Source organism: Micromonospora sp. B006, from assembly GCF_003408515.1.
In the GTDB taxonomy this organism is placed as follows: Bacteria; Actinomycetota; Actinomycetes; order Mycobacteriales; family Micromonosporaceae; genus Micromonospora; species Micromonospora echinospora_A.
Map to the genome: position 1 here is coordinate 1,214,408 of NZ_CP030865.1, position 25,277 is coordinate 1,239,684.

The 25,277-nt window shown below is 73.5% G+C and carries 26 protein-coding genes and 1 tRNA gene; 10 read left to right on the top strand and 17 right to left on the bottom strand.

Annotation, left to right across the window (positions count from 1 at the left end; translation table 11 throughout):
• Nucleotides 1-51 precede the first annotated feature (51 nt).
• Nucleotides 52-1,227 (top strand): hypothetical protein, encoded by a 1,176-nt coding sequence (locus MicB006_RS05930; protein ID WP_116504380.1) that lies wholly within the window; start codon nucleotides 52-54, stop codon nucleotides 1,225-1,227.
• Between the two features lie 13 nt (nucleotides 1,228-1,240).
• Here MicB006_RS05930 and MicB006_RS05935 read toward each other — a convergent pair whose 3' ends face one another.
• Nucleotides 1,241-2,845: a hypothetical protein gene (locus MicB006_RS05935; RefSeq protein WP_152037825.1), complete on the bottom strand. Its 1,605-nt coding sequence runs from the start codon at nucleotides 2,843-2,845 to the stop codon at nucleotides 1,241-1,243.
• Between the two features lie 153 nt (nucleotides 2,846-2,998).
• Between MicB006_RS05935 and MicB006_RS05940 the strand changes: the two genes are divergently transcribed.
• Entirely contained in the window at nucleotides 2,999-4,621 is a 1,623-nt protein-coding gene (locus MicB006_RS05940; protein WP_152037826.1) for an O-antigen ligase family protein, read from the top strand.
• Here the strand turns inward: MicB006_RS05940 and MicB006_RS05945 are convergent.
• The 8 genes from MicB006_RS05945 to rfbA form a co-directional block, all read right to left on the bottom strand.
• Nucleotides 4,618-5,859: an acyltransferase gene (locus tag MicB006_RS05945; RefSeq protein ID WP_116504383.1), complete on the bottom strand. Its 1,242-nt coding sequence runs from the start codon at nucleotides 5,857-5,859 to the stop codon at nucleotides 4,618-4,620. The genes MicB006_RS05940 and MicB006_RS05945 overlap by 4 nt on opposite strands.
• Before the next feature lie 66 nt (nucleotides 5,860-5,925).
• Entirely contained in the window at nucleotides 5,926-6,732 is an 807-nt protein-coding gene (locus tag MicB006_RS05950; RefSeq protein WP_255419518.1) for a glycosyltransferase family 2 protein, read from the bottom strand.
• 23 nt (nucleotides 6,733-6,755) lie between these two features.
• Nucleotides 6,756-7,673 (bottom strand): glycosyltransferase family 2 protein, encoded by a 918-nt coding sequence (locus MicB006_RS05955; protein WP_116504385.1) that lies wholly within the window; start codon nucleotides 7,671-7,673, stop codon nucleotides 6,756-6,758.
• Complete coding sequence (locus tag MicB006_RS05960; RefSeq protein WP_116504386.1) at nucleotides 7,670-8,746, bottom strand: glycosyltransferase family 4 protein; 1,077 nt, start codon at nucleotides 8,744-8,746, stop codon at nucleotides 7,670-7,672. The genes MicB006_RS05955 and MicB006_RS05960 overlap by 4 nt, the downstream gene beginning before the upstream one ends.
• Nucleotides 8,743-9,594: a glycosyltransferase gene (locus MicB006_RS05965; RefSeq protein ID WP_116504387.1), complete on the bottom strand. Its 852-nt coding sequence runs from the start codon at nucleotides 9,592-9,594 to the stop codon at nucleotides 8,743-8,745. Before MicB006_RS05965 ends, MicB006_RS05960 begins: the two co-directional genes overlap by 4 nt.
• 1 nt (nucleotide 9,595) lies before the next feature.
• Nucleotides 9,596-10,864 carry a hypothetical protein gene (locus MicB006_RS05970; protein ID WP_225980660.1) on the bottom strand — a complete coding sequence of 423 codons (1,269 nt, stop codon included), beginning with the start codon at nucleotides 10,862-10,864 and terminating at the stop codon, nucleotides 9,596-9,598.
• Between the two features lie 79 nt (nucleotides 10,865-10,943).
• Complete coding sequence (gene rfbC / locus MicB006_RS05975; protein WP_116504388.1) at nucleotides 10,944-11,570, bottom strand: dTDP-4-dehydrorhamnose 3,5-epimerase; 627 nt, start codon at nucleotides 11,568-11,570, stop codon at nucleotides 10,944-10,946.
• A complete protein-coding gene (gene rfbA / locus MicB006_RS05980; protein WP_116504389.1) occupies nucleotides 11,567-12,448 on the bottom strand; it encodes a glucose-1-phosphate thymidylyltransferase RfbA in 882 nt (293 codons plus the stop codon). The genes rfbC and rfbA overlap by 4 nt, the downstream gene beginning before the upstream one ends.
• An 86-nt stretch (nucleotides 12,449-12,534) precedes the next feature.
• Between rfbA and rfbB the strand changes: the two genes are divergently transcribed.
• Both rfbB and rfbD read left to right on the top strand, forming a co-directional pair.
• Nucleotides 12,535-13,536 carry a dTDP-glucose 4,6-dehydratase gene (gene rfbB, locus MicB006_RS05985; protein WP_116504390.1) on the top strand — a complete coding sequence of 334 codons (1,002 nt, stop codon included), beginning with the start codon at nucleotides 12,535-12,537 and terminating at the stop codon, nucleotides 13,534-13,536.
• A complete protein-coding gene (gene rfbD / locus MicB006_RS05990; protein ID WP_116504391.1) occupies nucleotides 13,533-14,411 on the top strand; it encodes a dTDP-4-dehydrorhamnose reductase in 879 nt (292 codons plus the stop codon). The genes rfbB and rfbD overlap by 4 nt, the downstream gene beginning before the upstream one ends.
• Here the strand turns inward: rfbD and MicB006_RS05995 are convergent.
• Nucleotides 14,380-15,837: a sugar transferase gene (locus MicB006_RS05995; protein ID WP_116504392.1), complete on the bottom strand. Its 1,458-nt coding sequence runs from the start codon at nucleotides 15,835-15,837 to the stop codon at nucleotides 14,380-14,382. The two genes, rfbD and MicB006_RS05995, sit on opposite strands and share 32 nt — an antisense overlap.
• Before the next feature lie 109 nt (nucleotides 15,838-15,946).
• A complete protein-coding gene (locus MicB006_RS06000; protein WP_116504393.1) occupies nucleotides 15,947-17,014 on the bottom strand; it encodes an LCP family protein in 1,068 nt (355 codons plus the stop codon).
• A 162-nt stretch (nucleotides 17,015-17,176) separates the two neighbouring features.
• Here MicB006_RS06000 and MicB006_RS06005 point away from each other — a divergent pair, with 162 nt between their 5' ends.
• Together MicB006_RS06005 and MicB006_RS06010 are read left to right on the top strand one after the other, a co-directional pair.
• Nucleotides 17,177-17,476 carry a hypothetical protein gene (locus MicB006_RS06005; protein ID WP_116504394.1) on the top strand — a complete coding sequence of 100 codons (300 nt, stop codon included), beginning with the start codon at nucleotides 17,177-17,179 and terminating at the stop codon, nucleotides 17,474-17,476.
• 71 nt (nucleotides 17,477-17,547) lie between these two features.
• Nucleotides 17,548-18,558 carry an expansin EXLX1 family cellulose-binding protein gene (locus MicB006_RS06010; RefSeq protein WP_116504395.1) on the top strand — a complete coding sequence of 337 codons (1,011 nt, stop codon included), beginning with the start codon at nucleotides 17,548-17,550 and terminating at the stop codon, nucleotides 18,556-18,558.
• Between the two features lie 326 nt (nucleotides 18,559-18,884).
• Here the strand turns inward: MicB006_RS06010 and MicB006_RS06015 are convergent, their stop codons facing one another.
• From MicB006_RS06015 to bcp, 3 genes are all read right to left on the bottom strand, one after another.
• The gene (locus MicB006_RS06015) at nucleotides 18,885-19,412 is read right to left on the bottom strand and encodes a GNAT family N-acetyltransferase (RefSeq protein ID WP_116504396.1); all 528 of its coding nucleotides are present in this window, start codon (nucleotides 19,410-19,412) and stop codon (nucleotides 18,885-18,887) included.
• 84 nt (nucleotides 19,413-19,496) lie between these two features.
• Nucleotides 19,497-19,572 (bottom strand) — tRNA-Leu (locus MicB006_RS06020).
• Between the two features lie 108 nt (nucleotides 19,573-19,680).
• A complete protein-coding gene (bcp, locus tag MicB006_RS06025) occupies nucleotides 19,681-20,151 on the bottom strand; it encodes a thioredoxin-dependent thiol peroxidase (RefSeq protein ID WP_073830828.1) in 471 nt (156 codons plus the stop codon).
• A gap of 122 nt (nucleotides 20,152-20,273) precedes the next feature.
• Here bcp and MicB006_RS06030 point away from each other — a divergent pair, with 122 nt between their 5' ends.
• Genes MicB006_RS06030 through MicB006_RS06045 form a run of 4 tightly spaced genes read left to right on the top strand, consistent with a single transcriptional unit; the run spans nucleotide 20,274 to nucleotide 22,940 of the window.
• Nucleotides 20,274-20,993 (top strand): energy-coupling factor ABC transporter permease, encoded by a 720-nt coding sequence (locus MicB006_RS06030; RefSeq protein WP_116504397.1) that lies wholly within the window; start codon nucleotides 20,274-20,276, stop codon nucleotides 20,991-20,993.
• Nucleotides 20,990-21,409: a PDGLE domain-containing protein gene (locus MicB006_RS06035; RefSeq protein ID WP_116504399.1), complete on the top strand. Its 420-nt coding sequence runs from the start codon at nucleotides 20,990-20,992 to the stop codon at nucleotides 21,407-21,409. The genes MicB006_RS06030 and MicB006_RS06035 overlap by 4 nt, the downstream gene beginning before the upstream one ends.
• Before the next feature lie 2 nt (nucleotides 21,410-21,411).
• The gene (gene cbiQ, locus MicB006_RS06040; protein ID WP_116504401.1) at nucleotides 21,412-22,182 is read left to right on the top strand and encodes a cobalt ECF transporter T component CbiQ; all 771 of its coding nucleotides are present in this window, start codon (nucleotides 21,412-21,414) and stop codon (nucleotides 22,180-22,182) included.
• Nucleotides 22,179-22,940, top strand: coding sequence for an energy-coupling factor ABC transporter ATP-binding protein (locus MicB006_RS06045; RefSeq protein WP_116504402.1), 762 nt, complete (start codon nucleotides 22,179-22,181; stop codon nucleotides 22,938-22,940). Before cbiQ ends, MicB006_RS06045 begins: the two co-directional genes overlap by 4 nt.
• Here MicB006_RS06045 and MicB006_RS06050 read toward each other — a convergent pair.
• From MicB006_RS06050 to MicB006_RS06060, 3 genes are read right to left on the bottom strand one after another with little or no spacing between them, the layout of a single operon-like run.
• The gene (locus MicB006_RS06050) at nucleotides 22,913-24,040 is read right to left on the bottom strand and encodes a hypothetical protein (RefSeq protein ID WP_225980661.1); all 1,128 of its coding nucleotides are present in this window, start codon (nucleotides 24,038-24,040) and stop codon (nucleotides 22,913-22,915) included. The genes MicB006_RS06045 and MicB006_RS06050 overlap by 28 nt on opposite strands.
• Complete coding sequence (locus MicB006_RS06055) at nucleotides 24,037-24,753, bottom strand: thioredoxin domain-containing protein (RefSeq protein WP_116504404.1); 717 nt, start codon at nucleotides 24,751-24,753, stop codon at nucleotides 24,037-24,039. The genes MicB006_RS06050 and MicB006_RS06055 overlap by 4 nt, the downstream gene beginning before the upstream one ends.
• Complete coding sequence (locus MicB006_RS06060; RefSeq protein ID WP_116504406.1) at nucleotides 24,746-25,270, bottom strand: MauE/DoxX family redox-associated membrane protein; 525 nt, start codon at nucleotides 25,268-25,270, stop codon at nucleotides 24,746-24,748. The genes MicB006_RS06055 and MicB006_RS06060 overlap by 8 nt, the downstream gene beginning before the upstream one ends.
• Between the last annotated feature and the right edge of the window lie 7 nt (nucleotides 25,271-25,277).

The window sequence follows — 25,277 nt, forward strand, 5'->3', positions numbered from 1 at the left end:
TGAGCGTGCTCTCTGTACTATCCGCACGGCGGGTGAGCAGAGGAGTGGGGCATGCAGCCGGAGGGGCCGTACAGGTTCACCGAGACGTTGGGCGAGTGCCAGGTCGGCCGGGCATGGGCGGCTCTCGACGGGCAGGACCGCCCGGTCACCGTCGCCGTCCTCGAGGGCGCCGCCGCCGGTGACCAGCGCTGGCGGGAGGCCTTCGCCAACGCGGCGAACGTGCTGGCACAGACCCCGGGCGGCCACCGGTACGTCAACGCCGACTTCGCGGCCGCCGAGCCCTGGATCGCGTACCCGTCCGAAGAGGAGGGCGCGGCCGAGCGGCTGTTCCGCAGCCTCGGCATGGACTACCAGCGCATCCCGACGGCCGAGATGCTCCCGCCGCCCCCGGCCGCCGCCCCCGTCTCCGCGCCGCCCCAGTTGCCGTGGGTTCCGCAGCCCTGGGCGATGGCGGCTCAGCCGATCTCCGGCGCGCCGATGTCCCCGGCCGCCGTCTCCGCGACGTCCGCTGTCTCCGCGCCCCCCGCTGTCGCCTCGGCGCCGGTGGCCACCGATCCGCTGGATCCGTCCGGCGGACGCCGGATCGCCCCGGTGCAGCCGAAGCCGAAGCGGCGCGACTGGATCTCGATCGTCGGCGCCCTGGTGCTCACCCTGGTCGCCGGCACCGCCGGGTTCTTCCTGGGCGCGGGGCGCGAGAAGGAGGCCGCGGCGCCCACGCCGTCGGCCAGCCCTTCGCTGCCGCCCTACGAGGCCACGCAGCTCGCCATCAACAAGGCCAAGTTCGAGGGTGAGCTGGCCCCGCTGGTCGAGCCCTGGCTGACCCGGATCGGTGGCTGCACCGTCTACGACCAGCCAGGCGCACCGAAGCTGCCGGCGGACGAGAAGGGGCACGTCTTCTGCCACTACGGCGGCGCGTGGCTGCACTTCACGCTCTACCCGGGACAGAAGCAGAAGGACACCGCGCGGGCGTACCGCCAGCAGCTCAACCTCGCCGGCGGCTCGCTGGCGCCGGGGCTGCGCGAGGCGAGCACCGCGAAGGGCGGCGTGACCGGCAAGCCCGGCAACTACGTCGAGTACGCCTTCGAGGGCGAGGACGGCCGGGCGATCTGCGGCGTCTGGTGGGACCCCGACGACATGCAGGGGGCCTTCTACATCGAGACGCTCTGCAAGGACGGTGTGGACGGCAACTGGGACGCCCTGCGCGACCTGTGGCAGCGCGGCAGCTGACCGCCGCGCCGCGTCATGCCGTGCTGATCCGCGCGACCGGTTCGACCCCGCCGGTGACCTGCTCGACGCGGTAGGCGGCGAGCGCCTGCCGCCAGGCGTCGACCTCGTCGCCGACGACGTGCGAGCGGACCAGCCAGACGCGCGCCCCGTCGCCGCGCTCGGCCGCCAGTTCGACCGCGTGCCGGAGACTGGCCCCGACGGCCGTGGTGTCGTGGCCGGGCACCACCACGACGTCGGACCGGTCGGGCATGTCGACCCACCAGCCCACCGTGTTGCCGTGCGGCACGACCAGTTTCAGCCGTTCGTGGCGGGAGTAGAACGCGAACCCGTACCAGGCCGCGTTGTTCATGACCACGACGTCGTTCGGGAGGCGGTGCCGGGCCACGTACTCGGTCGCCGAACGCACGTCCGTGACGGCGATCGCCGTGTAGTAGAGCCCGGGCTCGTTCCCGTCGAACCGGTACCAGTGGCTGTTGCCGGCCGCGTACCCCCCGAGCAGGACCGCGCAGACGGCCGCGGCCAGGACGGCGGGCCGTACGCGGGGGAGCCGGCGGCAGGCCAGGTCGGCCGCGCGGCTCGCCAGCCCGGCGACCCCGATACCGGCCACCGCGGCGGCGGTGACCAGCAGGAAGTGCGAGGTACGCAGCTCCAGCAGCGGATAGACCTTCGCGACGCCGACAATCGTCGCGACCACCGGCAGGAGCATCACGGCGACCGCGGCGGCGGGCCGGCCGCGCCTGCGGAGCGTCGACGTGCCGGCCACGAGCAGGGCGACCACCACCAGCCCGGGCGCGCCGACCACCGGCATCAGCGTGTCGATCTGCCGCGCCAGGTAGCCGGGCAGCTCGGTCACGCCGGGGAAGTTGTCGGCCCAGAACTGCTGCATGGGCACGTTGCGGCCCTGCATCGAGATGCCGAAGTAGACGCCGGTGAGGACCAGCCCGGCGTTGAGCCCGGCCACTGCCACCTCGACCAGGCGTAGCCACTGCCGCCGGACCGCCGTGACCAGCAGCAATCCGCCGAACGCGCACGGCGCCACGATCGCGGTGACGTGGCTGACCAGCATGCCGGCGGCGACGGCGGCGGTGAGCACGTTGAGCCGCCGGCGCGACCACCGCTGTTCGACCCAGGCGACCAGGGCGAGCACGCCCACGGCCACCGCGGCGTCGGCGGTGTACTGCTTGAGATCGTGGCGCACCTGCTGGGCGGGGAGCAGCAGGACCGTCGCCGCGCAGGCCGCCCCGGCCACCACGCCCCGGCCGGGCGTCGACCACCGCAGCGCCCGGCCGAGACCGTACGCCGCCACGACCGCGAGCCCCTGGAACGCCAGGGTGACCAGACGCAGGTCGTCCGGATCGGGTACCAGCCGCAGCAGGAGGCTCCAGCCGAGCGGGCTGGACGACGTGGTGACCGGCAGATCGCCCAGCGGGAAGCGGACGGACAGGGCGACCCACGCCTCGTCGAGCCAGTACGGCGCGGAGAGCATGGTCTTGACGTCGTGCAGGATCGGCAGGAGGCACAGCAGAGCGAGGACGGCGGTGCTGTCCCACAGGATCGGGCGGGGCCCCGGCGGGCGGTCCACCGCCCCGCCGGTTCTGTCCACATCGGCTGGTTCCACCCGTGCGACCACGCAGATCCCTATCCCCGCCTGCCGACCGGCCGTCACCCTAACCCACCACTCAGGTGCGTCGACAGGCCCGGACCTGCGGGCCCGCGTCCCCGGCCCCAGGGCTGGTGCCGATCGGCCACGGCTGATCCGTACGATCGTGCGGTGCGCGTGTTGGCTGACCAGATCAGGGGCGTGGAGCGCAGGGTGCTTCACCTCGGCCTCGGCCTTGTCGTTCTGGCGGCCGGATTCCTGCTCACGGGCAGGTGGCAGCTCGCGCTCGGGGTCGGCGTCGGCGCCCTGCTCGGCTGGGTGCTGACGGAACCGGTCCGGATCACCTGGGCGGTCTTCGTCATCGCGTTCGCCGTCCCGGTGACCATCGACGTCGGTTATCCGACGAATCCCTCGTACGCGCTGCTGCTGGTCCTGTTCCTCCTCGCCGCGTGGGGGCGGGTGCTGCGCGCCGAACGCGACGGGTGGCCGCCGAAGGCGCTCGCGGCGGCGCTGCTGCTTCCGGCGTGCGCGGTGCTCGCGGGGCTCGTCCACTGGCACGGGGTGAAGCCGATCGCCGTCGGCGTCGCGCCCCTGCTGTGCTTCGGCGTGCTGGCCTGGCACCTCGCGGAGGAGGCGCGGCACGACCGGCGGACCGTCCTGCGGATCGCGGAGGCCCTCACCTGGTTCAGCGTCGCCGTGGCCGTGTTCGCCAAGTATCAGACCGCTTCCCGGAGCTGGCCGATCTTCGACCAGTTCGCGTACGACTGGACCTACACCTCGGCGTTCGACGCGACCCGGGCGGTGGGCCTGTCCGGGCACCCCATCATCTACGGCACGTTCGCCATGGCGATGGTGCTCGTCGCGCTGACCCTCCGGGGCCGGTTCTGGTACGTGCCGGTCACCGCCAACCTCGTCGGCCTGGTGCTCTCGGGCACCCGCAGCGCCTGGGTGGGCACGGTTCTCGCGCTCGGGTTCTGGCTGTTCCTCCAGTGGCGGAAGGTCAGCTGGCGCGGCCTGGGCAGCGCTGCCGCCATCGCCGCGATCACCTGGGCGCTCGTGGCGTTCAGCCCGCCGGCCCTGCTGCCCGACACCACCGCCTCGACGCCGACCGGGCAGGGCGCGGCCACCGCCGCCGCCCCGCCCCCGAGTCCGGCCGCCCCGGTGGCGAGTTCGGCGGCCCCGGCCCCCGAGTCGCCCGCCTCCACACCGAGCCCGGCCGCTCCGGCGCCTCCGACGGTGAGTTCCGGGGCGCCGGAGCCCAGCGCGCCGGCCCCGGCGGCGCCCACCGCGAGCGCCGTGGACTCCGTCGACGTGGCGGGATCACGAATCTCCGACCCGGCCAGCGCCGACGCCCGCTTCACGCGCATGAGCGTGGTCTGGGACGGCATCACCCACGACTGGTCCACTGTGGTGTTCGGCAACGGGCCGGAAGCCAACGTGCGGTTCCTGGAGAACGTCGGCATCGGCGACGGCCAGGCCCAGGTCTTCGACAACACCTACCTGACGTTCTGGTACAACTTCGGCCTGATCGGACTGGCCTGCCTGCTGGCGCTCCTGGTGCTGCTCTACCGGCGCCTCCGGTCGCTGCCGGCCCGCCTCCTGCTGGTCGGGTTCGCGGCCCAGATCTTCTTCTTCGACGTGTGGCTGTGGCTGGGCGCCGTGGCCGTGCTGCTGCTGGCGGTCGCGCTGGGCGCCGCCGACAACCCGTCCCTGTCGGCGCGGGCGCTGCCGCGGCCCCGTCGCTGGCGACCGGTCACGGAAGCCGCCGCCCCGGCCGCCGCGGGCCCGCGCTAACCGGCGGCGGGCGCGGCAGCCGGATCCGGCTCGATGTCCGCCGTGCGCCCGGGCCCCGGACGTGAGTCGGGACCGTCGTGGCCCGGCGGATCGTCGGACGGCTCGCGCAGCGCGGGCGGCGTCCAGTCCTTTGCCCGCAGCGCCGGCTTCTCGACCAGGTGCCAGGAGAGCATCGCCAACCCGAGGCTGAGCAGCGCACTGACCAGGAAGAACCCGGCCACGCCGAGGGCCGGAAGGCCGATCTTGGCGAGCACCTGCTGCACCACGAACGAGTAGATGTAGACCCCGTACGAGTAGTCGTTGTCGCGGCCGACGCGGTGCAGCATCCGCGGCAGCCGCACGGCCAGCCAGAGGACGGCGTACGCGTAGGCGAGCAGCGCGGGGGCGAAGAACGCCCCCGCGGCGGCGTTCGGCCCCGGGCCGACGAAGTCGCCCCGCGCGGCGAGCCAGCCGACCGTCCCGAGCGCGAGCACGCCGAGCAGGTCGTTCATCGGCAGCCGGTCGCGGTACAGCTCGGCGGCTCCGCCGGCCAGGAACATGAACCCGTACCAGAGCAGGTAGGTCTTCTCCAGCGCGCCGAGCATCGGCAGCGGACCGATGGCCCCGCTGGTCCAGACCGCAGCCCCGGGCTGGAGGTGGTTCCAGCAGAGGACGCCGAACACCGCGACCACGGCGAGCAGCGTGAGCCAGCGGAGCTGCCGGCGCAGGACGGTCAGCGCGGCCAGGACGGCCACCGCCAGATAGCAGTAGATCTCGTAGGCGAGGGTCCACAACGACCCGTTGATGGTGTTCCCGCCCTGCCAGTGCCAGTACGGCGTGTCACCGCGCAGCAGGTCGGCGATGCCGAACTGCCGCAGCCCGCCCCACCAGTTCTGCCGCAGGTAGTCGAGCACGCCGCCCGGGCTGCGCCACAGCCCGTCGACAGTGCCGTGCCGGTCGAGGTACAGCAGTGGCGCGACGACCAGGCCGGTGAACAGCAGGCAGACCCACAGTCCGGGCCAGATCCGCAGCGCCCGGTGCCACAGGAAGCGGGGCACCGAGTTGCGCCGCGCCGAGCCGACGACGAGGAACCCGGAGATCGTGAAGAAGCCCGCCACCGCCAGCGCGCCCAGGTCGACCCGGTGCAGCAGCGGACGCCCGAACCCGAGGGCGGCGGTGTGGGACAGCACCACGGCCAGCGCGAAGGCGAGGCGCAGGGCGCCGAATCCGTTGGCGCGCCCGCGGTACGCCGTAGCCATCGGCTGCGACACGAGCGCACGCCGGACGGCGGTCCTCAGGAGGGGAAGCACGCGGACCGCCCCGGCTCAGCCGGCCACCGGCGGGCGGGGCGCGGGCACCCGTGAACCGATCAGGCCGGCCGCCCGCTGATGCCGGCGTGCGGCCGGCGGCAGGCCGACCAGGAACTCGGGGAACATGCCGAAGAAGATCCGGGCGCTGCGCAGCTCCAGCGTGTGCGCCGGCGACCACCGCACCGAGTTCGTCGCCCGCGCCCAGTGGTGGGTCCACCGCACGTCACCGAGCAGAGCGACAGGGAAACCGCGCTGCCACGCCCGCAGACCCAGCTCGTGGTCCTCGTAGTAGAGGAAGAATCGCTCGTTCCACCCACCCAGCTCGACGAGGTCCGCGGTGCGGCCGGCGACCGCCGCTCCCATCAGCCAGGCGACGTAGCGGACCTCACCCGGCTCCGCCACCATCCGGTACGACGCGTGCAGGCGGGACAGCGGCCACAGCTTCCGGTTGCCGAGCTTCGCGGTGGCGTACGGGAAGCCACGCCCGTTGGGCTGCGGAGTTCCCCCGGTCGTGAGCAGTTGGGGCGCCACCAGGCCGCCGTGCGCGTCCAGGTGCCGCGCGAGCACGTCCAGCCCGTCCGGGCGGACCTCCAGGTCCGGGTTCGCGAAGAGGAGGTACCTGCCGCCGGCCTCGTGCAGCGCGACGTTGTTGGCCCGGGAGAAGCCGACGTTCTCCGGCAGCGGGACGACCCGGGCGCCCAGTTCCCGGGCCACCGCCACGGAGTCGTCGGACGACGCGTTGTCCACCACGATCCACTCGTACGGCTTCTCGCCGCGCCAGCAGCGGCGCAGCGTGTCCGCCGAGTTGTAGGTGACAGTCACGACACTCCACGGGTGTCCCGTCATCACGCTCTCCGAACTGTCAGATAGCTGAGCAGGGTCGCGAAGCCGAACCGCTTGCCGGTCCACTGCCGGCGGGCGGCCGGCCCCTGCCGCAGGCCGTGTCCCACGCCGCGCAGGAACGGCCGCAGCAGCCCTTGGCGGACCCGCCGGGCGGCGAGCGCGACGTGCGCCAACGCGAGGACCGGGAGCGCGACGAGCAGCAGCGGCCAGGTGAGCGTCCGCGCCGCGACCAGGAGCCGGTTGCGGGCCAGGAGGAACGCCCGGAAGCCCTGGAGCCGGTCGTCGCCGTCGACGCTGTGCCCACCGGCGTGCGGGAGCATCAGATCCAGCGGGCGGGTGGGCGTACCCGAGGCGTAGAGCCGCAGGGCGAGGTCGGCGTCCTCACCCCAGGCGAACAGGTGCTCGTAGAAGCCGCCGAACCTGCGGTACAGGTCGGTGGGGAAGACCGCCGCGCCGCCGGACGGGCCCAGTGGCGCCCGCGCCGTCGTGGCGGACCGGTCGATGAACAGCGAGACCGGGTGCAGGTCGATGCCCACGTACTCGCCGCCGTGCATGGCCAGGCCGACCGCGACCGGGATGCCGGGGTCCTCCGCGACGGTGGCGCAGATGCGGGCCAGCGCGCCGTCGGGCAGCCAGACGTCCGGGTTCAGCAGCAGCACATGGCTGGTGGTGGTGGCCGCGACGGCCCGGTTGCAGCCGGCCGCGAAACCGGGGTTGGACGAGTCGGGGAGGTACCGGTACCGGTCGTGGTCGAGGCAGCCGGCGATGATCTCCGCGCATCCGTCCTCGGGCCAGTTGTCGGCGAAGACGAACCGCACCGGCAGACCTTCGGCGCTGCGCACCCAGGTGGGCAGCGTCTCGGCGAGCATGCCGGCGGACCGGTACAGCACCGTGACGACAGTCAGTTCCACGGCGGTCATTGCAGCGACCGGTACAGACTCTGCCAGCGCGTCACGCACCGGTCGAAGGCGTACTCCTGGGCGTACCACTCGGCCACTGCCTGCCGCTCCCCGGCGGGCCCGGCGTGGGCCAGTGCCTGTCGGACGGCGGCGGCCAGCGCGGCGGGGCTGGGGTCGGCCCGGACGGCGAGCGTGCCGGTGGCGTGCCGGGTGACCTCGGCCAGGCCGCCGGCCCCGGTGTGCACCACCGGTACGCCCAGGGACAGCGCCTCCAGCGCGCTGAGCCCGAACGACTCGACCCGGGACGGGACCAGGAGGCAGTCGACGCGCCGGAGGAAGTCCGCCGCGCTGACCCGCCCGACGAGTTCCAGGTTCGGCCGGGCCGCGATCGGGAGCGAGCCGGCGCCGGCGACCTTGACGTCCATCTCCGGCAGGTGCGCGGCGGTCTCGGCCAGCAGGTCAGCGCCCTTCTCCCGCTCCAGCCGGCCCAGGTAGCCGACCACGGGCCGCCGGCCGGTGGCCGGCGCGTCGGCGGGCTTCGGGCCGGGCCAGTCGGCCGGCAGGGGGTTGGGGATCAGGTGGATGTTCCGGACGCGCCCCCGCTCGCGCAGCTCGGTGGCCTCGAACTCGGACACCGCGACTGTCGCGTGCGGCCGGAGGCGGCGCATCGCCAGGTCCAGCGTGATGTTGGACTGGATGGCGGCCTTCTGCTGCCACGACCCGGCGGTGTCCCGGTACTGCCAGAGGCTGTTGTGCAGGGTGACCACGAGCGGGGTGCGGTCCAGGCTGAGCGCGGCCCGCGCGTGCATGGCGGCGGACAGCAGGTGGGCGCAGACCACGTCCGGCTTCACCTCGCGGACGAGACGACGGATCTCCCGCGCGTAGCCGAGGTCGATCCGGCTGGTCGCGCCGAGCCCGACCCACGGCACTCCGGCCTCGCGCAGCGACCGGCCCACCTCGTCGTCCGAGGTGGCGGCGACCACGTCGACGCCGGTGCGGGCGTGCGCCGGCACCAGTTCGGTGAGCATCCGTTCCGCGCCGCCCAGCTGCCGCCGCCCGGCGCCACCTGTCGTGCAGACGAAGAGCACCTTCACGACGCACGCAGTCCCGCGACGGCCCCGCGCGCTATCGCGCGGCGCACGGAGTCGCGGCCCACCGCCGCCCGCAGCAGGATGCCGCAGACGTACGCGGTGGCCGCCACGCGACCACGGCGGCCGCCCAGGTCCCGGCTGGCCCGGATGAACTCGCGGGTACGCCGCTCGGAGATCTCCTCGGCCGACCAGCGGCGCTTGGCCGTCGCGTCGTCCTCATGCATGATCACGGCGTCCGCCACGTACGCCAGCCGTTTGCCCTGCCGGCGCACCGCCCAGCACAGCCGCATGTCCTCGGAGTAGAAGAACGACGTCTCGTCGACACCGCCGATGGCGTCGAAGGTGCTGCGTCGCAGCGCGACGAACGGCCCGGTCAGCCAGTCCGCCTGCTCCGGGGGCGCGACGATCCGCAGGCGCGGCACCACGAGGCTCAGCCCGGTGGCGTGGCCCAGCCCGACCCCCATGGTCAGGAACCGGCCGCCCTCGGTCTGCGGCACGCCCTCCGGCGTCACCACCGCGGGGAAGGCCGCGCCCACCTCCGGGTCCTCCAGAGCCGCCAGCAGCCGGGCCACCGCGTCGTCGTGCACGACGATGTCGTTGTTGGAGAGGATGACGTTCGCCCGGCTGGTGTGCCGTACGCCGAGGTTCATGCCCCGGGCGTACCCCAGGTTCGAGCCGGACTGGACGTAGGTGACGCCCTGCTCGGCGCAGAACTCGCTCAGCGCCTGGCGGATCTCCGCCGAGCTGCCGTTGTCCACGACGACGATCTCGGCCTCGGCGGGCAGTGACAGGACGCAGGCGCGGGTGCGGTGGAAGTCCTCCCAGGCGAGAACCACGATCGAGGCGTCCATCTCACACCATCCCAGGATTCGGCGGCTGCGCTCGTCGCAGGCTCGCTCTCGACGCGAACGCGTGTACGGCGTAGGCGAGCGAGGAGGCGACCGCCGCCCCGACCACACCGGCCCACGGGATGACGCCGAGGTATGCCGGTATCGCGACCGCGGACGTGACGACGGCGACCACAGTGGTCGCCTTCTCGCCCCGCCGCTTCAGCAGCAGGGCGCTCCAGCTCTTCCCGGCCGCCGTGGCCAGCGAGCCCGGCAGGAGCAGCAGCCCGAGGAGCCAGGCGTGCCGGTACTCCGGCGCCAGGAAGCCCAGCACCCCGAGCCCGGCGATCGCGGCCAGGGCGATCGGAAGGGCGGCCCTCACCACCGCCGGCGTCGGGTCCGGCCCGTCCCCGCCGTCCCGGTCGGCCAGGATGCGCTGCGCCCGCACCACGGCGCCGGCCTGCGCGAACTCCAGGGCCGCGACCGCAAGCGCGTAGACGCCGAGCGGACCGGCCCCGGCGAACCGGGCCACCAGGATCTGGTTGAACCGCAGCGTCATCATCTGCGCGAAGATGCCCAGGTGCAGGCTCCCGGCCGCGAGCAGGTCGGCCCGATAGTCCGCTCCGGTCGAGGTGGGCGCCGGGGCGGCTCCGGCCCGCCGCAGCCGCACCAGGACCAGGCCGCACACGGCGAAGGCGCTGAGCCACTGCACCGCGAGCCACACCATGCTCCACACGCCGCCGTCGAGCCGGCCGGCGGCGTAGAGGGCGGCGTAACCGGCGACCAGGACCGCGCCGCTCGCCGCGCGCATCGCGTAGACCAGCCCGAAGCTGCGCTGCCGCAGGGCGAGCGACGAGACCGTGTTGAACACGGTCAGACCCACAGCGGACCCGACCCCGACCAGATAGGCGCCGACGCCCGCCGCCGCGGTGAGCAGCGCGGCGGCGACACCGGACAGGAGTACGGCGACGCCGAGGATCGCGATCAGGTACGCCCGTCCCCGGGACTGCACCCAGCCGGCCGGGCGCGAGATGAGGAAGGTGTCGAGCGACAGCCCGCCGACGGCCGCGCCGAGCGTCGCGCTCACCATGTTGGCCGACAGCTCGCCGCGCTCCGCCGCGGGCAGCGCCACCGACATGACCGCAGCCAGGCCGGTCAGGCCCAGCGCGCCGAGATAGAGGCGCTCGGGCGCGACGAGCCGCCGCAGCAGACCGGCCGCCCGGCGCCGCGACGGAGGTGTCGTGCCGGGTTCCGACGGGGACTGAGCAGCGTCGACCAGCGAACCGCCTGTCACTCGTCTCCCCCAAACGGTGCGGCACAGGTACGGGTACGTCGAGTACCACGTCGCTGGCATTTTCTACCCGAATGACCGGTCAGCTGCAATCAGCCTTCGGGCTCCACCTGGCCGGATCGGGACCGGCCACGAACGACAGGCAACTGCGGTAGTCGGGCAGGAGCCCGGCCGTGCGGGCGTCGGCCAGGCTGGGCGCGGCGGCGTCCCGGGCCGACAGCACCGGCGCCTCGACCGGCCAGTCGATCGCCAGGTCCGGGTCGAGGGGATGCACCGTGTGCTCGGCGCCCGGGTTGTAGGTGGTCGAGCAGAGATAGCTCAGCGTGGCGTCGTCGGTCAGCGCGCAGAAACCGTGCCCCAGACCCTCGCTGAGATAGACGGCACGCCGGTCCACGTCGTCCAGCCGCACCGTCTCCCACCGCCCGAACGTCGGCGAGCCCACCCGGATGTCCACCACCAGGTCGACGACGGCCCCGCGTACGCAGGTCACGTACTTGGCCTGGCCGGGCGGGACGTCGGCGAAGTGGATGCCGCGGACCACGCCCCGCGCGGAGACGGACAGGTTGCCCTGGGCGAGCCGCAGCGGATGCCCGACCACCTCGGCGAGCCGGTCGAACCGGTACCACTCCATGAACAACCCGCGGGAGTCGCCGTGCTGCCGGGGCGTGATCTCCCAGGCCCCCTCGATGCTCAGCGGCCGGATCTTCATCGGTCGGTTCCGCTCGGGCCGGCCAGCAGGCCCAGCAGGTACTCGCCGTAGCCGCTGCGGGTCAGCGGATGGGCGAGCACGCGCAGCCGCTCGTCGTCGATCAGCCCGGAGCGCCAGACCACCTCCTCGACGCAGCCGATCTTCATGCCCTGGCGCTCCTCGATCACCCGGACGAACTCGGCGGCCTGCATCATCGAGGTGAACGTGCCGGTGTCCAGCCACGCGGTGCCCCGGTCCAGGACCGTCACCGTCAGCTCACCCCACGCCCGGTACGTCTCGTTGACAGCGGTGATCTCCAGCTCGCCGCGCGCGCTCGGCGTCAGCTTGCGGGCGATCTCGACCACCCGGTTGTCGTAGAAGTAGAGGCCCGGCACCGCGTACCGGGACCGGGGGCGGGCCGGCTTCTCCTCGATCGACAGCACCCGGCCGTCGGCGTCGAACTCGACCACGCCGTACTCCTGCGGGTTCGCCACCGGGTACGCGAAGACCCGGCCGCCCGTCGGCTCGCCGTGCTGGGCGAGCTGCCGGCCGAGCCCGACGCCGTGGAAGATGTTGTCGCCGAGGATCAGCGCCACCGACTCGTCACCGATGAAGTCCGCGCCGAGCAGGAACGCCTGCGCGATGCCCTCCGGGCGGGGCTGCTCGGCGTACGCCAGCCGCAGCCCCCACTGGCTGCCGTCACCGAGCAGCCGCTCGAACTGGGCGCGGTCCTCCGGCGTGGTGACGACAAGGATCTCCCGCACCCCGGCCATCACCAGAGTGGACAGCGGGTAGTAGACCATCGGCTTGTCGAACACCGGCATCAGTTGCTTGGAGACGGCCCGGGTGATCGGCCACAGCCGGGACCCGGTGCCACCGGCGAGAAGGATTCCACGCACTCGCGGAGACTACCCGTGACGCCGCCACCACCGTGGCCCTTCGACGTCCCGCCTGTGCTGCTCGTACGGCGTAGACTCCTCGACCCGTGAGGATCCTCGTCACCGGCGGCGCCGGCTTCATCGGGTCGGAGTACGTGCGGATGCTGCTGGGCGTGCCCGGCGGCGACGCGGCCGGGGTGCCCGCGGCGGCGCCCACGGCGCTCACCGTGCTGGACAAGCTCACCTACTCCGGCAACCTGGCGAACCTGGCCCCGGTGCGTGACGACCCACGCCTGCGCTTCGTCCGCGGCGACATCTGCGATCCGGCGCTCGTCGACGAGGTGGTGCCCGGGCACGACGTGATCGTCCACTTCGCCGCCGAGTCGCACGTGGACCGGTCCATCACCGGCGCGGCCCCGTTCGTCACCACGAACGTGCTCGGCACCCAGACGCTGCTGGACGCCGCGCTGCGCCACGGCACCGGCCGGTTCGTGCACGTCTCCACCGACGAGGTGTACGGCTCGATCGACTCCGGCTCCTGGACGGAGAACTGGCCGCTGTCGCCGAACTCGCCGTACTCCGCCTCGAAGGCCGGGTCCGACCTGCTGGCGCTGGCCTACCACCGCACCCACGGCCTGGACGTGGTGGTGACCCGCTGCTCCAACAACTACGGGCCCTACCAGTTCCCGGAGAAGGTCGTCCCGCTGTTCGTGACGAACCTGCTCGACGGCGGCACCGTGCCGCTGTACGGCGACGGCGGCAATGTGCGCGACTGGCTGCACGTGCACGACCACTGCCGGGGCGTGGCGATGGTGCAGGAGAAGGGGCGGGCCGGCGAGGTCTACCACATCGGCGGCGGCACCGAGCTGACCAACCGGCAGCTCACCGAGCGGCTCCTGGCGGCCTGCGGGGCCGGCTGGGACCGGGTCGTCCCGGTCACCGACCGCAAGGGCCACGACCGCCGGTACTCGCTGGATATCACCAAGATCAGCGACGAGCTGGGGTACGCGCCGAGCATCGACCTCGACCGGGGCCTGGCCGAGACGGTCCGCTGGTACCGGGACAACCGGGCCTGGTGGGAGCCGCTGAAGACGGCCGGGCACCCATGACCCGGGTGCTCGTCACCGGCGCGGGCGGGATGCTCGGGCGGGACCTGCTCGCCGTGCTGCGGACCCGGCCCGACCTGTCGGTCACCGCCGCCACCCGCGCCGGCCTCGACGTCACCGACGCCCACGCGGTCCGGGACGCGGTGGGCGGGCACGACGTGGTGCTCAACGCCGCCGCGTGGACCGACGTGGACGGCGCGGAGACCCGCGAGGCGGACGCGACGGCTGTCAACGGCGACGCGGTCGCCCACCTGGCCCACGCCTGTGCCGTGTCCGGCGCGCGCCTGGTGCACGTCTCCACCGACTACGTGTTCGCCGGGGACGCCGTCGAGCCGTACCCGGAGGACGCGCCGACCGGCCCGGTCAACGCGTACGGGCGCGGCAAGCTCGCCGGGGAACAGGCGGTGGCCCGGCTGCTGCCCGAGACCGGGTACGTCGTGCGTACCGCCTGGCTCTACGCCACCCACGGCCGCAACTTCGTCACCACCATGCTGCGGCTGGCCGCCGAACGCGACCGGCTCGACGTGGTGGACGACCAGCGCGGGCAGCCCACCTGGTCGTACCGTCTCGCGGAGCGGCTCGTGGCGCTGGCCGACGCGGCGCTGGCCGGCGACGCGGCGCCCGGGACGTACCACGGCACCGCCGCCGGCGAGACCACCTGGTACGGCCTGGCCCGCGCCGTGTTCGCCCTGCGCGGCCTGGACCCGGACCGGGTCCGGCCCACCACGAGCGACAGTTTCCCGCGCCCGGCGCGGCGCCCCCGCTACAGCGTGCTGGCGCACGGCCGGTGGGCCGCGGCGAAGCTGCCGCCGCCGGGGGACTGGCACGCGGACCTGGCCGAGGCGCTCAGCCTCCCCCGCCCCGGAACACCTCGCTGACGGTCCGCAGCACGATCTTGATGTCGAGCCAGAGCGACCAGTTCTCGACGTAGTAGTTGTCGAACCGCGCCCGGTCCGAGATCGGCGTGTCCCCGCGCAGGCCGCTGACCTGGGCCAGCCCGGTGAGCCCGACCGGTACGCGGTGCCGCATCGCGTAGGTCGGGTACTCCACCGAGAACTTCTCCACGAAGTACGGCCGCTCCGGGCGAGGCCCCACCACGCTCATCTCACCGCGCAGGATGTTCCACAGTTGCGGCAGCTCGTCGAGCGAGGTGCGCCGCATGAACCGCCCGATCGGCCCGACCCGCTGATCGTGCGCGATGGACCAGGTCGTCTGCGACTCGTGCTCGTCCTCCGGACGCATGGACCGGAACTTGATGACGTGGAACGGCTTGCCGTACCGGCCGATCCGCTCCTGCCGGAAGAACACGCCACGGCCGCCGTCGAGGAACGTGGCGAGGGCGCAGAGCAGCAGCAGCGGGCTCAGCACCACCAGGGCGGTCACCGCGAACACCACGTCCGAGGCCCGCTTGACCCGCCAACGGGGACCGGTGAGCGTGGTGTCACCGATCTTGACGATCGGGATGGCGCCGATGTGGTCGGGGTAGCCGCCCTGGCCCCGCGAACCCCACAGGCGCGGCACCGCCCACAGGTCACACCGCGAGCTGGCCGGGCGCAGCAGCGACTCCATCAGGTCCGACTCGGAGCAGTCCGGGTCGGCGATGACCAGGACCTCGCACTCCAGCATGTCGGTGAGCTTCTCCAGGTCGTCGATCGTGCCGATCAGCGGCACCGCGCCCATGCGCGGCCGCGACGGGGCGTCCACCGCGCCGACGAACCGCAGCCCGTACTGCGGGTGGCGGCGCAGCAGCCGGGCCAGTTCGCCGCCGATCGGGCCGCCGCCGACGACGATGGTGTTGCGCTCCACCCACCGGCGCTTGCGGGCCAGCAGGACGAGCCGGCAGTTCAGCGCGCGCCCCACGACCACCAGGCCGGCGGAGAACGCGACGCCCTGGACGAAGCCGCTCACGTGCGGCACCGAGTCGTGCCGCAGCGCCGCGATGATGGCCACCACCGCGCCGGAGGCCAGCAGCCGCCCGCCGAGGCTCGGCAGCTCGTCCAGGATGCTGATGTGCCGGCGGGGCCGGTACAGCCCGCCGGCCGCGAAGAAGCCCACTGTGAGGGCCGCGTTGGCCAGCGTGCCACGCCAGTAGTTCTGGGTCAGCAGCAGCGGTGCGAGCAGCGCCGCCACGTCGATGGGCGCGGTCACCATCCACGCGCGCACCCATCGCGTACGCGTCGACGCCCGCGACCCCGCGTAGGGCAGGACCGTTGTCGTGTCCAGGCCGCTGTTCATCGGCGGGTCGTTCGACGGCGGGTCGTTCGACGGCGCGGCCGGATGCTCGAACGCCGGAAGGCGTGGCATGGTCGATCCTCCCCCGTGACGCCGCCGGCCCGGATACGGAGACCGACGACGATCGCAGGATACGAGCGACCCCGCCGCGCCGCCACCACCGGCACGGCAGATCGACGTCCTACTTTCCGCTCATGGCGAGAATCTCCGGGACCGAGTCGCGGCGGACCGCGTCGAACAGCGTCTTCGCGCGCGCCGGATCCGGGAACACGACGCTCTCGCTGCCGACGCGGCCCGTCCCCTTCACCGGGCAGGTGAAGAACGTCAGATTGCCGCTGCGCAGGCCACGCATCTCCATCGCGAGATCCACCAGCGACAGTGACTTGTCGACAGCCACCGAGTCCGACGTGGCACGGACGAACGAGTTGAGCTTGGCCGGGTTGGTCATCACCCCGCCCGAGGCGGCCTTGTCCAGAATGGCCTTGATCACCTGCTGCTGGTGCCGGATGCGGGCGAAGTCGCCGTCGGGGAAGGCGTGCCGTTCCCGCGCGTAGTCCAGCGCGGCTGCGCCGTTCATGGTCTGCCGGCCCTTCTCGAAGGTCCGCGTGCCGGCCAGCGAGTAATTCGTGCTGAAACCCTTCTCCACGTCGATCTCGACACCGCCCAGGGCGTCGATGATCTCCTTGAAGCCGGCGAAGTCCACCATCGCCACGTTGTCCACCCGTACGCCGCTGAACTTCTCCACCGTCTGCACCATCAGCGGCACACCGCCCCAGGCGTACGCGGCATTGATCTTCGCGTCGCGGCCGCCGCGGCCCTCCTTCGACTTCGGGATGGCCGTCCAGGTGTCCCGCGGGATCGAGATGAGCTGGGCGCTCGACCGGTCCTTCGGCAGGTGGGCCAGGATGATCGTGTCGCTGCGCGAGCCGCCCGTGCTCTCCGGGTCGCGGGAGTCGCTGCCCAGGATCATGATGTTCATGGCGCCCTTGACCTCGACCTGCGGGCGCGACTCCTCCGGTACGCCCTCGAAGGCGTCGACCCGTTCGATCGACTTGTCGACCGAGCGGTAGTAAAGGCCGCCGGCCAGCGCGCCGCCACCGGCGAGCAGCACCATCACGAGCAGCACGATCAGGGCGATCCGCCGGCCCCGGCGACGCCGGGGCGCCTTGTGCCGCACCGGCTCGCCCGGCTCCACATCGGAGAACCCGGGGCGGGCGTCGGAATCGGCGAGCTGATGGCGATCTGACATGCTCTGATGCTACTGATTCGCGCTGCGCCACGGGGGACCCTCGTGCCCCGGGCAGGGATCGCGGCGCAGCCCGGCGGGCGGGCTGACCCGGTGCCGGGCCTTGCCGGGAGGAGCGCCTCGGATCGATGATGGTGTGACGGGCCGGTCGACCGAGGAGTCGAGATGCAGGTAATTCACCAGCCTCGGGTGGCGTGGGACGCGGCCCGCGTCATCGGCGCGGCGGTCCACGACGAGGAACTGTTCCGCTGGCTCTACCGCGTACTCGGCGATCTGCTCGGCCCCGCCACATGGGCGGCCCTCGACGAGACCCGCGACCGGGTCCGCCGGGCCGGCGACGACCGGATCCCGGTCGAGACCGGCGTGTGGCGTGTGCGCCTGGAGGACTCGCTGCGCGGGCGCCCCGACCTCGCCGACGAGCTGGCCGGCATCGTCGCCACCGCCCGCGCGGTCCGGCCGTACTAGCCTCCGCGCCGGTTTAGCTTTCGCTTAGCTCGCTTGTCCGGCGGCACGCCGGTCCGGCAGCATCGACCGGCGTGACCGACGGCACCGCACCCCACCCGCCGACCGACGACCGCGCGCCCGCCACCGCGCCCGGTCGCCGTGCCGCCACGCGCCGCCGCCGGCTCGCCGCCGCCGGTCTGGTCACCGTCGCGGCGGCGGTCGCTGTCGCCCTTGCGGTACGCGGCGGCGCCGCCCCCGCCTGCGCGGCCCCGCCTCCACCCGCCGGCGTCGAGGTCCTGGCGGCGGGTCCACTCGGCGCCGCCCCGCCCGTCGGTGGGACCACCCGCAGCGGCAAGGCCACCTTCTACGACTCCGCCGGCGCCGGCGGCAACTGCTCCCGCCCCGCCGCCCCGGCCAACCGGATGTACGTCGCGCTCGGCCCGAGCGAGTACGCGGCCGGCGCCTCCTGCGGCGGGTTCCTCGACGTCACCGGCCCGCGCGGCACGGTCCGGGTGCTGGTCATGGACCAGTGCCCGGAGTGCGCCCCGGGCCACCTCGACCTGTCCGCCGAAGCGTTCGCCCGGATCGCCGACCCGGTGCAGGGCGTGGTGAAGGTCAGCTACCGGGCCGTGGTGAACCCGCCGCTGTCCGGGCCGCTCACCTTCCGCATGAAGGAGGGCTCGTCGCAGTGGTGGTTCGCCGTGCTTGTCGGTGACCACGGCAACCCGCTGCGCTCGGTCGAGGTCCGGCAGAACGGATCGTGGCGCGCGGCGCAGCGGCAGGACTACAACTACTGGCTGATCGAGTCCGGCGCCGGCCCCGGCCCGTACACGATCCGGGTCACCGACGTGTACGGCAACCGCGCGACCGCGGCCGGCGTCCGGATGCTCCCGGGCCAGGTGCAGCGCAGCGCGGTCCGGATGTACGGCGCGAAGCCCGCCCCCACCACACCCACCCCGAAGAAGCCCCGCCCCACATCCCCGACCCCGTCCACCCCCACCTCGACCCCGACCGCATCCACCCCCGCCGCCCCCACCTCAGCCCTCACGGACCCCCTGGTGCAGGCAGCCGCCGCCCCACCCACCCCCACCAGCTGCGCCTAACCCTCACCCCACGGTCCTCACTCCGCGCCGCCCCCGCGCCCTCACCCCCCGCCGATCTTGCATTTGCGGCCCCTCGGATGCGGCATTCGCACCTTTCGCCTGGGCCGAATTCGCAAGATCGCCGAGACTGCCGGGCTGCCTCGCCGCCGGGCGCGAGGACGGCGTGGACGGGCGCGAGGGCGGCGTGGGGCGGGCCAGCCTCGCTGATCTTGCACTTGCGGACCCTTGAGTGTCGTGAATGCCCGATCTGCCGGGGCCGTGAGTGCAAGATCGGCGAGGTGCGGCGCGGGGAGGGCGCGGCGCGGGGGAGGGAGGAGGAGAGGGGGTCAGGTTGGGGTGGGGAGGTCTAGCCACATGAGGATTTCGTCGCGGGCGTCGGTGGCGGACAGGCGCAGCGCGGCGGGGAGGCGGCCGATCTCGCGGTAGCCGAGGCGCTTGTAGAAGCGGTCCAGCCCCAAGCCGTCGCGGACCGTCACGTGCAGCGCCGCCAGGCCCAGCCCTCGGGCGATCCGCTCGGCCTCGCGCATCAGCGCCGCGCCGTGGCCGCGTCCCTGCGTGTCGGGGTGCACCATGACGCGCTTGAGTACCCGCCAGTGCGTCTTGAGGTGGAACCGGTTGTCGGCGATGACCAGGACCGCGACCAGCCGTTCGCCCTCGTAGGCGGCGAGCAGCCGGTCCGGCCCGTCCGCGACCTCGTCGAGCGTGGAGGTGGCGAGCGGGCGTACCTCGTCGGCGGTCACGGGGGCGACGAAGCCGACGGCGCCGCCGGCGTTCGTCACGTCCACCCAGAGCGCGATGATCTGTTCGCGCAGCTCGGGGGTCAGGTCGGGGTCGAGTACGAAGCGCAGGTCCACGCCGTAATCCTGCTCGTGGCGACGCGGCGCGGACCCGCGTTCGTGACCTTCCCGACAGTCGCCGGCGCGCGCGGCACCGGCGACTGGTAGGGCCGGCGGGATTCGAACCCGCACTGGTGCGGACCTAAACCGCATGCCTCTGCCGTTGGGCTACGGCCCCTTCATCGTGACCACCGCCCGCGGGCCGGTGGCACAGCCTCCGGATCGTAGACCACATTCGGCGCCACCACTGCGGCCCGGCCGTGACGAGCCGGGCCGTGCGCCGACCTCAGTCGAGCCCGAGGTCCCGGCGCAGCTTGGCGACGTGGCCGGTGGCCCGCACGTTGTAGAGCGCCCGTTCGATCTTGCCGTCCTCGTCCACCACGAACGTCGAGCGGATCACTCCGGTGACCGTACGGCCGTACATCTGCTTCTCGCCGAACGCGCCGTACGCGGTCAGCACCGCCTTGTCCGCGTCGGAGACCAGCGGGAACGTGATCGCGTCCCGCTCGCGGAACTTCGCGAGCTTGGCCGGCTTGTCCGGCGAGATGCCCACCACCTCGTAGCCGGCGGCCTGCAGCGAGGCGAGGGAGTCCCGGAAGTCACACGCCTGCTTGGTGCAGCCGGGCGTCATGGCGGCCGGGTACGCGTACACGATGACCTTGCGGCCGCGCAGGTCGGCGAGGGAGAGCGTCCCGCCGTCGTCGGTGGGGAGGGTGAACTCGGGGGCGGGGTCGCCGGGGCTGAGGCGGTCGGTCATGGCGGTGACGATACCGCCGTGCCCGGGGCGGCGGCCGACGGCGACGCGCGGGCGGGGTGACGGCCATACTGGGTTGTTGCTACATATTGGCAACAACCCATTCCTGGAAATACGCTGAGCCCGTGGACACCCTGGCGATGCACATCTCCAACGGGATCATCAACGGTCCCGTTGCCGCGATCTTCGCGGCCCTCGCCCTGGCCGCGCTCGCCTTCTGTGTGCTGCGGGGCCGGGCCGACCTGGACGACCGGCTGGCCCCGATGGCGGGACTGGTCGCCGCGTTCATCTTCGCCGTGCAGATGCTCAACTTCCCGATCTTCACCGCCGGGGTCAGCGGCCACCTGCTCGGCGGCGCGCTGGCCGCGCTGCTCGTCGGGCCCTGGGTCGGCGCGCTCTGCGTCGCCGTGGTGCTCATCGTGCAGGCGCTGGTCTTCGGTGACGGCGGCGTGGCGATGCTCGGCCTCAACATCACCAACATGGCGCTGCTCGGCACCGCCGCCGCGTACCTGCTGATCGCGCTGCTGCTGCGGGTGCTGCCGCGTACCCCGGCCGGGCTGGCGGTCACCGCGTTCGTCTCCGCGCTGGTCAGCGTGCTCGTCGCGTCCCAGGGCTTCGTCCTGCAGTACTGGCTGGGTGGCACCACCGACCTCGGCGGCAACCTCACCGGCCTGGCCGGCACCATGGCCTTCGCCCACCTGCTGATCGGCATCGGCGAGGGCCTGATCACCGCGACCACTGTGGTCACCGTCGCCAAGGTCCGGCCCGATCTGGTGTACGCGCTGCGCGCCCTCAAGCCGGCCGCGCCGGCTCCCGCCGTCCCGGTCGCCGGAGGTGCCCGATGAGCAAGCGTCAGTGGCCGTTCCTGCTCGGTGGCCTGCTGGTGGCCCTGCTGCTGGCGGGCGTGGTCAGCAACTACGCCTCGTCGCACCCGGACGGGCTGGACTCGTCGCTGCTGAAGGGCTGCACCGTCAACGCCGACGACGAGATCACCGGCGGCAGCTGCCCGGCCCAGGAGGCGAAGGACCACGAGCTGGCGGACAGCCCGCTGGCCGACTACGGCGTACGCGGAATCGGCAACGACTTCGTCTCCACCGGCCTGTCCGGCGTGCTCGGCGTGCTGCTCACCTTCGCGCTCGGCGGCGGCCTGTTCTGGCTGGCCCGTCGGCGCGGCCCGGCGGTGCCTGCCTCGCCCGCCCCGAACGCCGCGGGCGCCGACCCGGTGGACGAGGCCGCGACCCCGTCCAGCGGCGCCCGCTGACCGTGGGCGCCGGGCACGCGCACGTGCTCTACCGCGAGTCCGGCTCGCCGGTGCACCGCCTCCCGCCGGAGGTGAAGATCGCCGCGATGGTGCTGTTCACAGTGGCGGTGGTCGCCACGCCCCCGGAGGCGTACTGGGCCTTCGGCGGGTACGCGCTCCTGGTCGCGGTGGTGGCCGCGCTGGCCCGGGTCGGCCCGCGCTGGCTGCTCAGCCGGGCGCTGATCGAGCTGCCGTTCGTGCTGTTCGCGTTCGCGCTGCCGTTCCTCGGCGCCGGGGAACGGGTCGAGGTGGCCGGGCTCGCCCTGTCCGTCGACGGGCTGCACGGCGCGTTCAACATCCTCGCCAAGGGCACGCTCGGCGTACTCGCGTCGCTCCTGCTGGCGGCGACCACGACGACGCGTGACCTGCTGATCGGCCTGGACCGGCTGCGCTGCCCGCAGATCCTCACCCAGATCGCCACGTTCATGCTGCGCTACCTGGAGGTGCTGGTCGGCGAGGCCCGCCGGATGCGGGTGGCGCGGGTGTCCCGGGGCGACGACCCACGTTTCCTGTGGCAGTTGCGCGGCTTCGCGGCCGGGGTCGGCGCGCTGTTCCTGCGCGCGTTCGAGCGCGGCGAGCGGGTCTACCTGGCGATGCTCTCCCGCGGCTACACCGGCCGGATGCCGGCGGTGTGGCAGGGGGCCGGCGCGGCCACCGCCGGCCAGTGGGCGGCCGCCGCGACGGTGCCGGCGATCGCGGCCACCATCGCCGCCGTCGCGCTCGTCCTGCAATGATCGGGTACGTGCAGCAGCCGCCCTCCCTGGACGTCAACGGCGTCCGGTACGCGTACCCGGACGGTCACGTCGCCCTGCACGGCGTGGACCTGACCGTGCCGCGCGGCGAGCGGGTGGCGCTGCTCGGGCCCAACGGCGCCGGCAAGACCACGCTGGTGCTGCACCTCAACGGCATCCTCACTCCGACCGAGGGCACGGTGAGCGTCGGCGGTCTGACCGTCACCCGCGACCGGGACACGCTGGCCGAGGTACGCCGCCGGGTCGGCATCGTCTTCCAGGACCCGGACGACCAGCTCTTCCTGCCCACAGTCGCCGAGGACGTCGCGTTCGGGCCGGCCAACCTGGGCCTGCGCGGGGCCGAGCTGGCGGCCCGGGTCGACGAGGCGCTCGCGGCGGTGGGGATGAGCGAGCACCGGGACCGGGCGCCGCACCACCTGTCGTTCGGGCAGCGGCGGCGGGTGGCGGTGGCCACCGTGCTCGCCATGCGTCCGGAGATCCTGGTGCTGGACGAGCCGGCGTCGAACCTCGACCCGGCCGCCCGCCGGGAGCTGGCGGAGATCCTGCGGGCCCTGCCGGTGACGTTGCTCATGGTCACGCACGACCTGCCGTACGCGGCCGAGCTGTGCCCCCGCTCGGTCATCCTGGACGGCGGCCGCATCGTCGCCGACGCCCCGACGCCCGACCTGCTGGCAGACGAGGCGCTGCTGTCCGCCCACCGCCTGGAACTCCCCTACGGCTTCGCCCCCCGCCCTACCTGACCCGGGGCCGGGGTTACGGGATCGGGGTGGGGGGTGGTACGGGCTGCTCTTGCGGCGGTTCGTAGGCGCAGCAGGCCGGCGGCCACCGCGCCGGCGCCTGTGGCCAGGCCGACGACGACGAGCACCCGCACCAGGACGGGCGGGCCGGCGGCCGGGGGAATCGCGCGGGACAGCGCGGCGAGGTTCGTCACCCCGGCGAACACCGTGAGGCAGGCGCCGGCGAGCGCCAGCACGAAGTCGGCGGCCGGGCGGCGGGCCAGCGCGTACCCGCCCGCGGCCAGCGCGCCGAGACCGGTGAGCAGCGTCCACACCTGCCCGGTGAGCAGTTCGGCGAGCATCCCGCCGACACCGGGAGCACCGGTGTCGAACGCCCGGGCGACGGTGAGCGCCACTGTCGCCGCGCCGCCGAGGGCGAGCAGCGCGCCGACCCCGCGCAGCGCGCGTACTCCGGCGGTCGTGCCGCCCGGGGCCAGCCCGGCCGCGCCGATCACCAGGAACCCGAGCGTGGCGGCCACCCACCAGGGGTACGGGTCGGGCGGCGGCACCCAGTCCAGCGTGCCGCGTACGGCTCCGGCGGTGTCACCGGCGCGCAGCGGCACCGTCCAGTCGCGTACCCGGTGCTCCCGGTCCGGGGCGGCGGCGACGGCGGCCGGCGGAGCGTCCTCCCGCCACAGCGTGCGCTGGTCGTGCCAGCGAGCGGTGGGTCCGTCGTCGATCCGCCGCCAGTCGGGCGCGGCGGCCGGGTTCGCCTCGGCCGGCAGCCAGGTCTCGCCGGCCAGCGTCCGGTTCAGGTACGTGGCGGGGGAGCGGGTGTTCTCGTACACGCCACCCGGGCCGACGCGCAGGTACGGCTCGCCGGAGTAGCCCAGCACGGTGACGTCGGCGCCGGTGTCGTTCGTCAGCTCCAGCCGCGCGCCGGCCTCCACCATGCGGGCGGTGAGCCCGGGCCGGGCCGGGTCGACGCCGGTGATAGTGGCGCGGTAGTCGGTGCCGTCGGGCGCGTCCGCGCCGTGCGCGGCGGCCGGCGCGGCGAACGTGAGCAGGGCGGTGGCCGCGACGGTGAGCACCAGCGCTGCCCGGCGCAGGGGTGCGGGGATCACTTCCCGGCCGCCTCCACCGCCGCCTTGATCCCTTCCGGGCTGCGGTCCCGCAGCTCACTGCCGTTGATCTTGATGGTCGGGGTGCCGGTCACGCCGGCCTTGCTCGCCTCGTCGGTGACGTGCCCGGTCCACGACCGGTACGTGCCGTCGGAGACGCAGGACGCGAACTCGTCCCGGTTCAGCCCGACGCCCGCGCCGATGTCGACCAGCTCGTCGTTGCTGAGCCCGGCGCCGCCCTCCGGCGGCTGCTTGTCGAAGAGCTGCTCGGTGAACTCGCGGAACTTGCCGCCCTGCGCGGCGCAGCCGGAGGCGGCCGAGGAGCGGGTGGAGTACTCGGTGGTGGAGAAGCGGTTCAGGAAGGCGACCGGGTGGAACACCAGCTTGGCCTTGCCCTCGGTGACGAGCTGGTTGAGCGTCTCGCCGTTGATCTGCTGGAACTGCTTGCAGGCCGGGCAGAGGTAGTCCTCGTACAGGTCGATGGTGACCGGGCCGGTGCCCTGGACGATGCCGGTGCCGGCGTCGTTGGCCCCGGGCGGGGCGGTGAAGTCGTCCGACTTCTGGCTGGAGTAGACGGCCCAGCCGATGCCGCCGGCGATGACCAGCACCAGCACGGCGGCGATCGACGTCCACAGCGTGCGCTTGCGGCGCTTCTCCCGGGCGATCTGCTCGCGTACCACCCGTGCCGCGTCCCTGCGGCCCTTGCGGCTACTCATCGGTGTCCTCCACGGTGTCGTCGCCGGCCAGCCAGCCGTCCACCGAGAACGGGGTACGGGGCCAGATCAGCAGGAACCCGGCAAGCGCCAGGAACCCCAGGTCCCGGAGGATCTCCGGGAGGTAGCTGGGCGTCTCGCCGGCGGCGAGCTGGCCGCCGCTGCCGAAGCACCCGCAGTCGATGGCCAGGCCGCGCGCCCAGGCCGAGGCGATGCCGGCGACGAAGACCACGAGCAGCGCCGCCGAGATCCCGGCGCTGACCCGGGTGGCCAGGCCGGCGAGCAGCAGCAGACCCAGGGCCAGCTCGACGAAGGGCAGCGCCGCGCCGATCACGGTGGCCAGCTCGTACGGCATCACCTGGTAGGCGTTGACGGCCCGGCCGGAGGCGGCGAGGTCGCCGACCTTGGTGCCACCGGCGATCAGCCAGACGGCGGCAAGTCCGAGCCGGGCCGCGACGCCGAGCCGGGGCCGCAGGGTCTGCCAGCGCCCGGCCGGGGAGGGGGAGGGGGTCACAGTCATTCGTCGT

Coding starts and splice junctions, on each gene's coding strand:
- MicB006_RS06035 (WP_116504399.1), top strand. CDS start 20,990: ATGAGCAAGCGTCAGTGGCCGTTCCTGCTCGGTGGCCTGCTGGTGGCC.
- MicB006_RS06005 (WP_116504394.1), top strand. CDS start 17,177: ATGCAGGTAATTCACCAGCCTCGGGTGGCGTGGGACGCGGCCCGCGTC.
- rfbD (WP_116504391.1), top strand. CDS start 13,533: ATGACCCGGGTGCTCGTCACCGGCGCGGGCGGGATGCTCGGGCGGGAC.
- MicB006_RS06045 (WP_116504402.1), top strand. CDS start 22,179: ATGATCGGGTACGTGCAGCAGCCGCCCTCCCTGGACGTCAACGGCGTC.
- MicB006_RS05930 (WP_116504380.1), top strand. CDS start 52: ATGCAGCCGGAGGGGCCGTACAGGTTCACCGAGACGTTGGGCGAGTGC.
- MicB006_RS05955 (WP_116504385.1), bottom strand. CDS start 7,673: ATGACCGCCGTGGAACTGACTGTCGTCACGGTGCTGTACCGGTCCGCC.
- MicB006_RS05995 (WP_116504392.1), bottom strand. CDS start 15,837: ATGCCACGCCTTCCGGCGTTCGAGCATCCGGCCGCGCCGTCGAACGAC.
- MicB006_RS05965 (WP_116504387.1), bottom strand. CDS start 9,594: ATGGACGCCTCGATCGTGGTTCTCGCCTGGGAGGACTTCCACCGCACC.
- MicB006_RS05945 (WP_116504383.1), bottom strand. CDS start 5,859: ATGGCTACGGCGTACCGCGGGCGCGCCAACGGATTCGGCGCCCTGCGC.
- rfbC (WP_116504388.1), bottom strand. CDS start 11,570: ATGAAGATCCGGCCGCTGAGCATCGAGGGGGCCTGGGAGATCACGCCC.
- MicB006_RS06055 (WP_116504404.1), bottom strand. CDS start 24,753: ATGAGTAGCCGCAAGGGCCGCAGGGACGCGGCACGGGTGGTACGCGAG.
- bcp (WP_073830828.1), bottom strand. CDS start 20,151: ATGACCGACCGCCTCAGCCCCGGCGACCCCGCCCCCGAGTTCACCCTC.
- MicB006_RS06000 (WP_116504393.1), bottom strand. CDS start 17,014: ATGTCAGATCGCCATCAGCTCGCCGATTCCGACGCCCGCCCCGGGTTC.
- MicB006_RS06060 (WP_116504406.1), bottom strand. CDS start 25,270: ATGACTGTGACCCCCTCCCCCTCCCCGGCCGGGCGCTGGCAGACCCTG.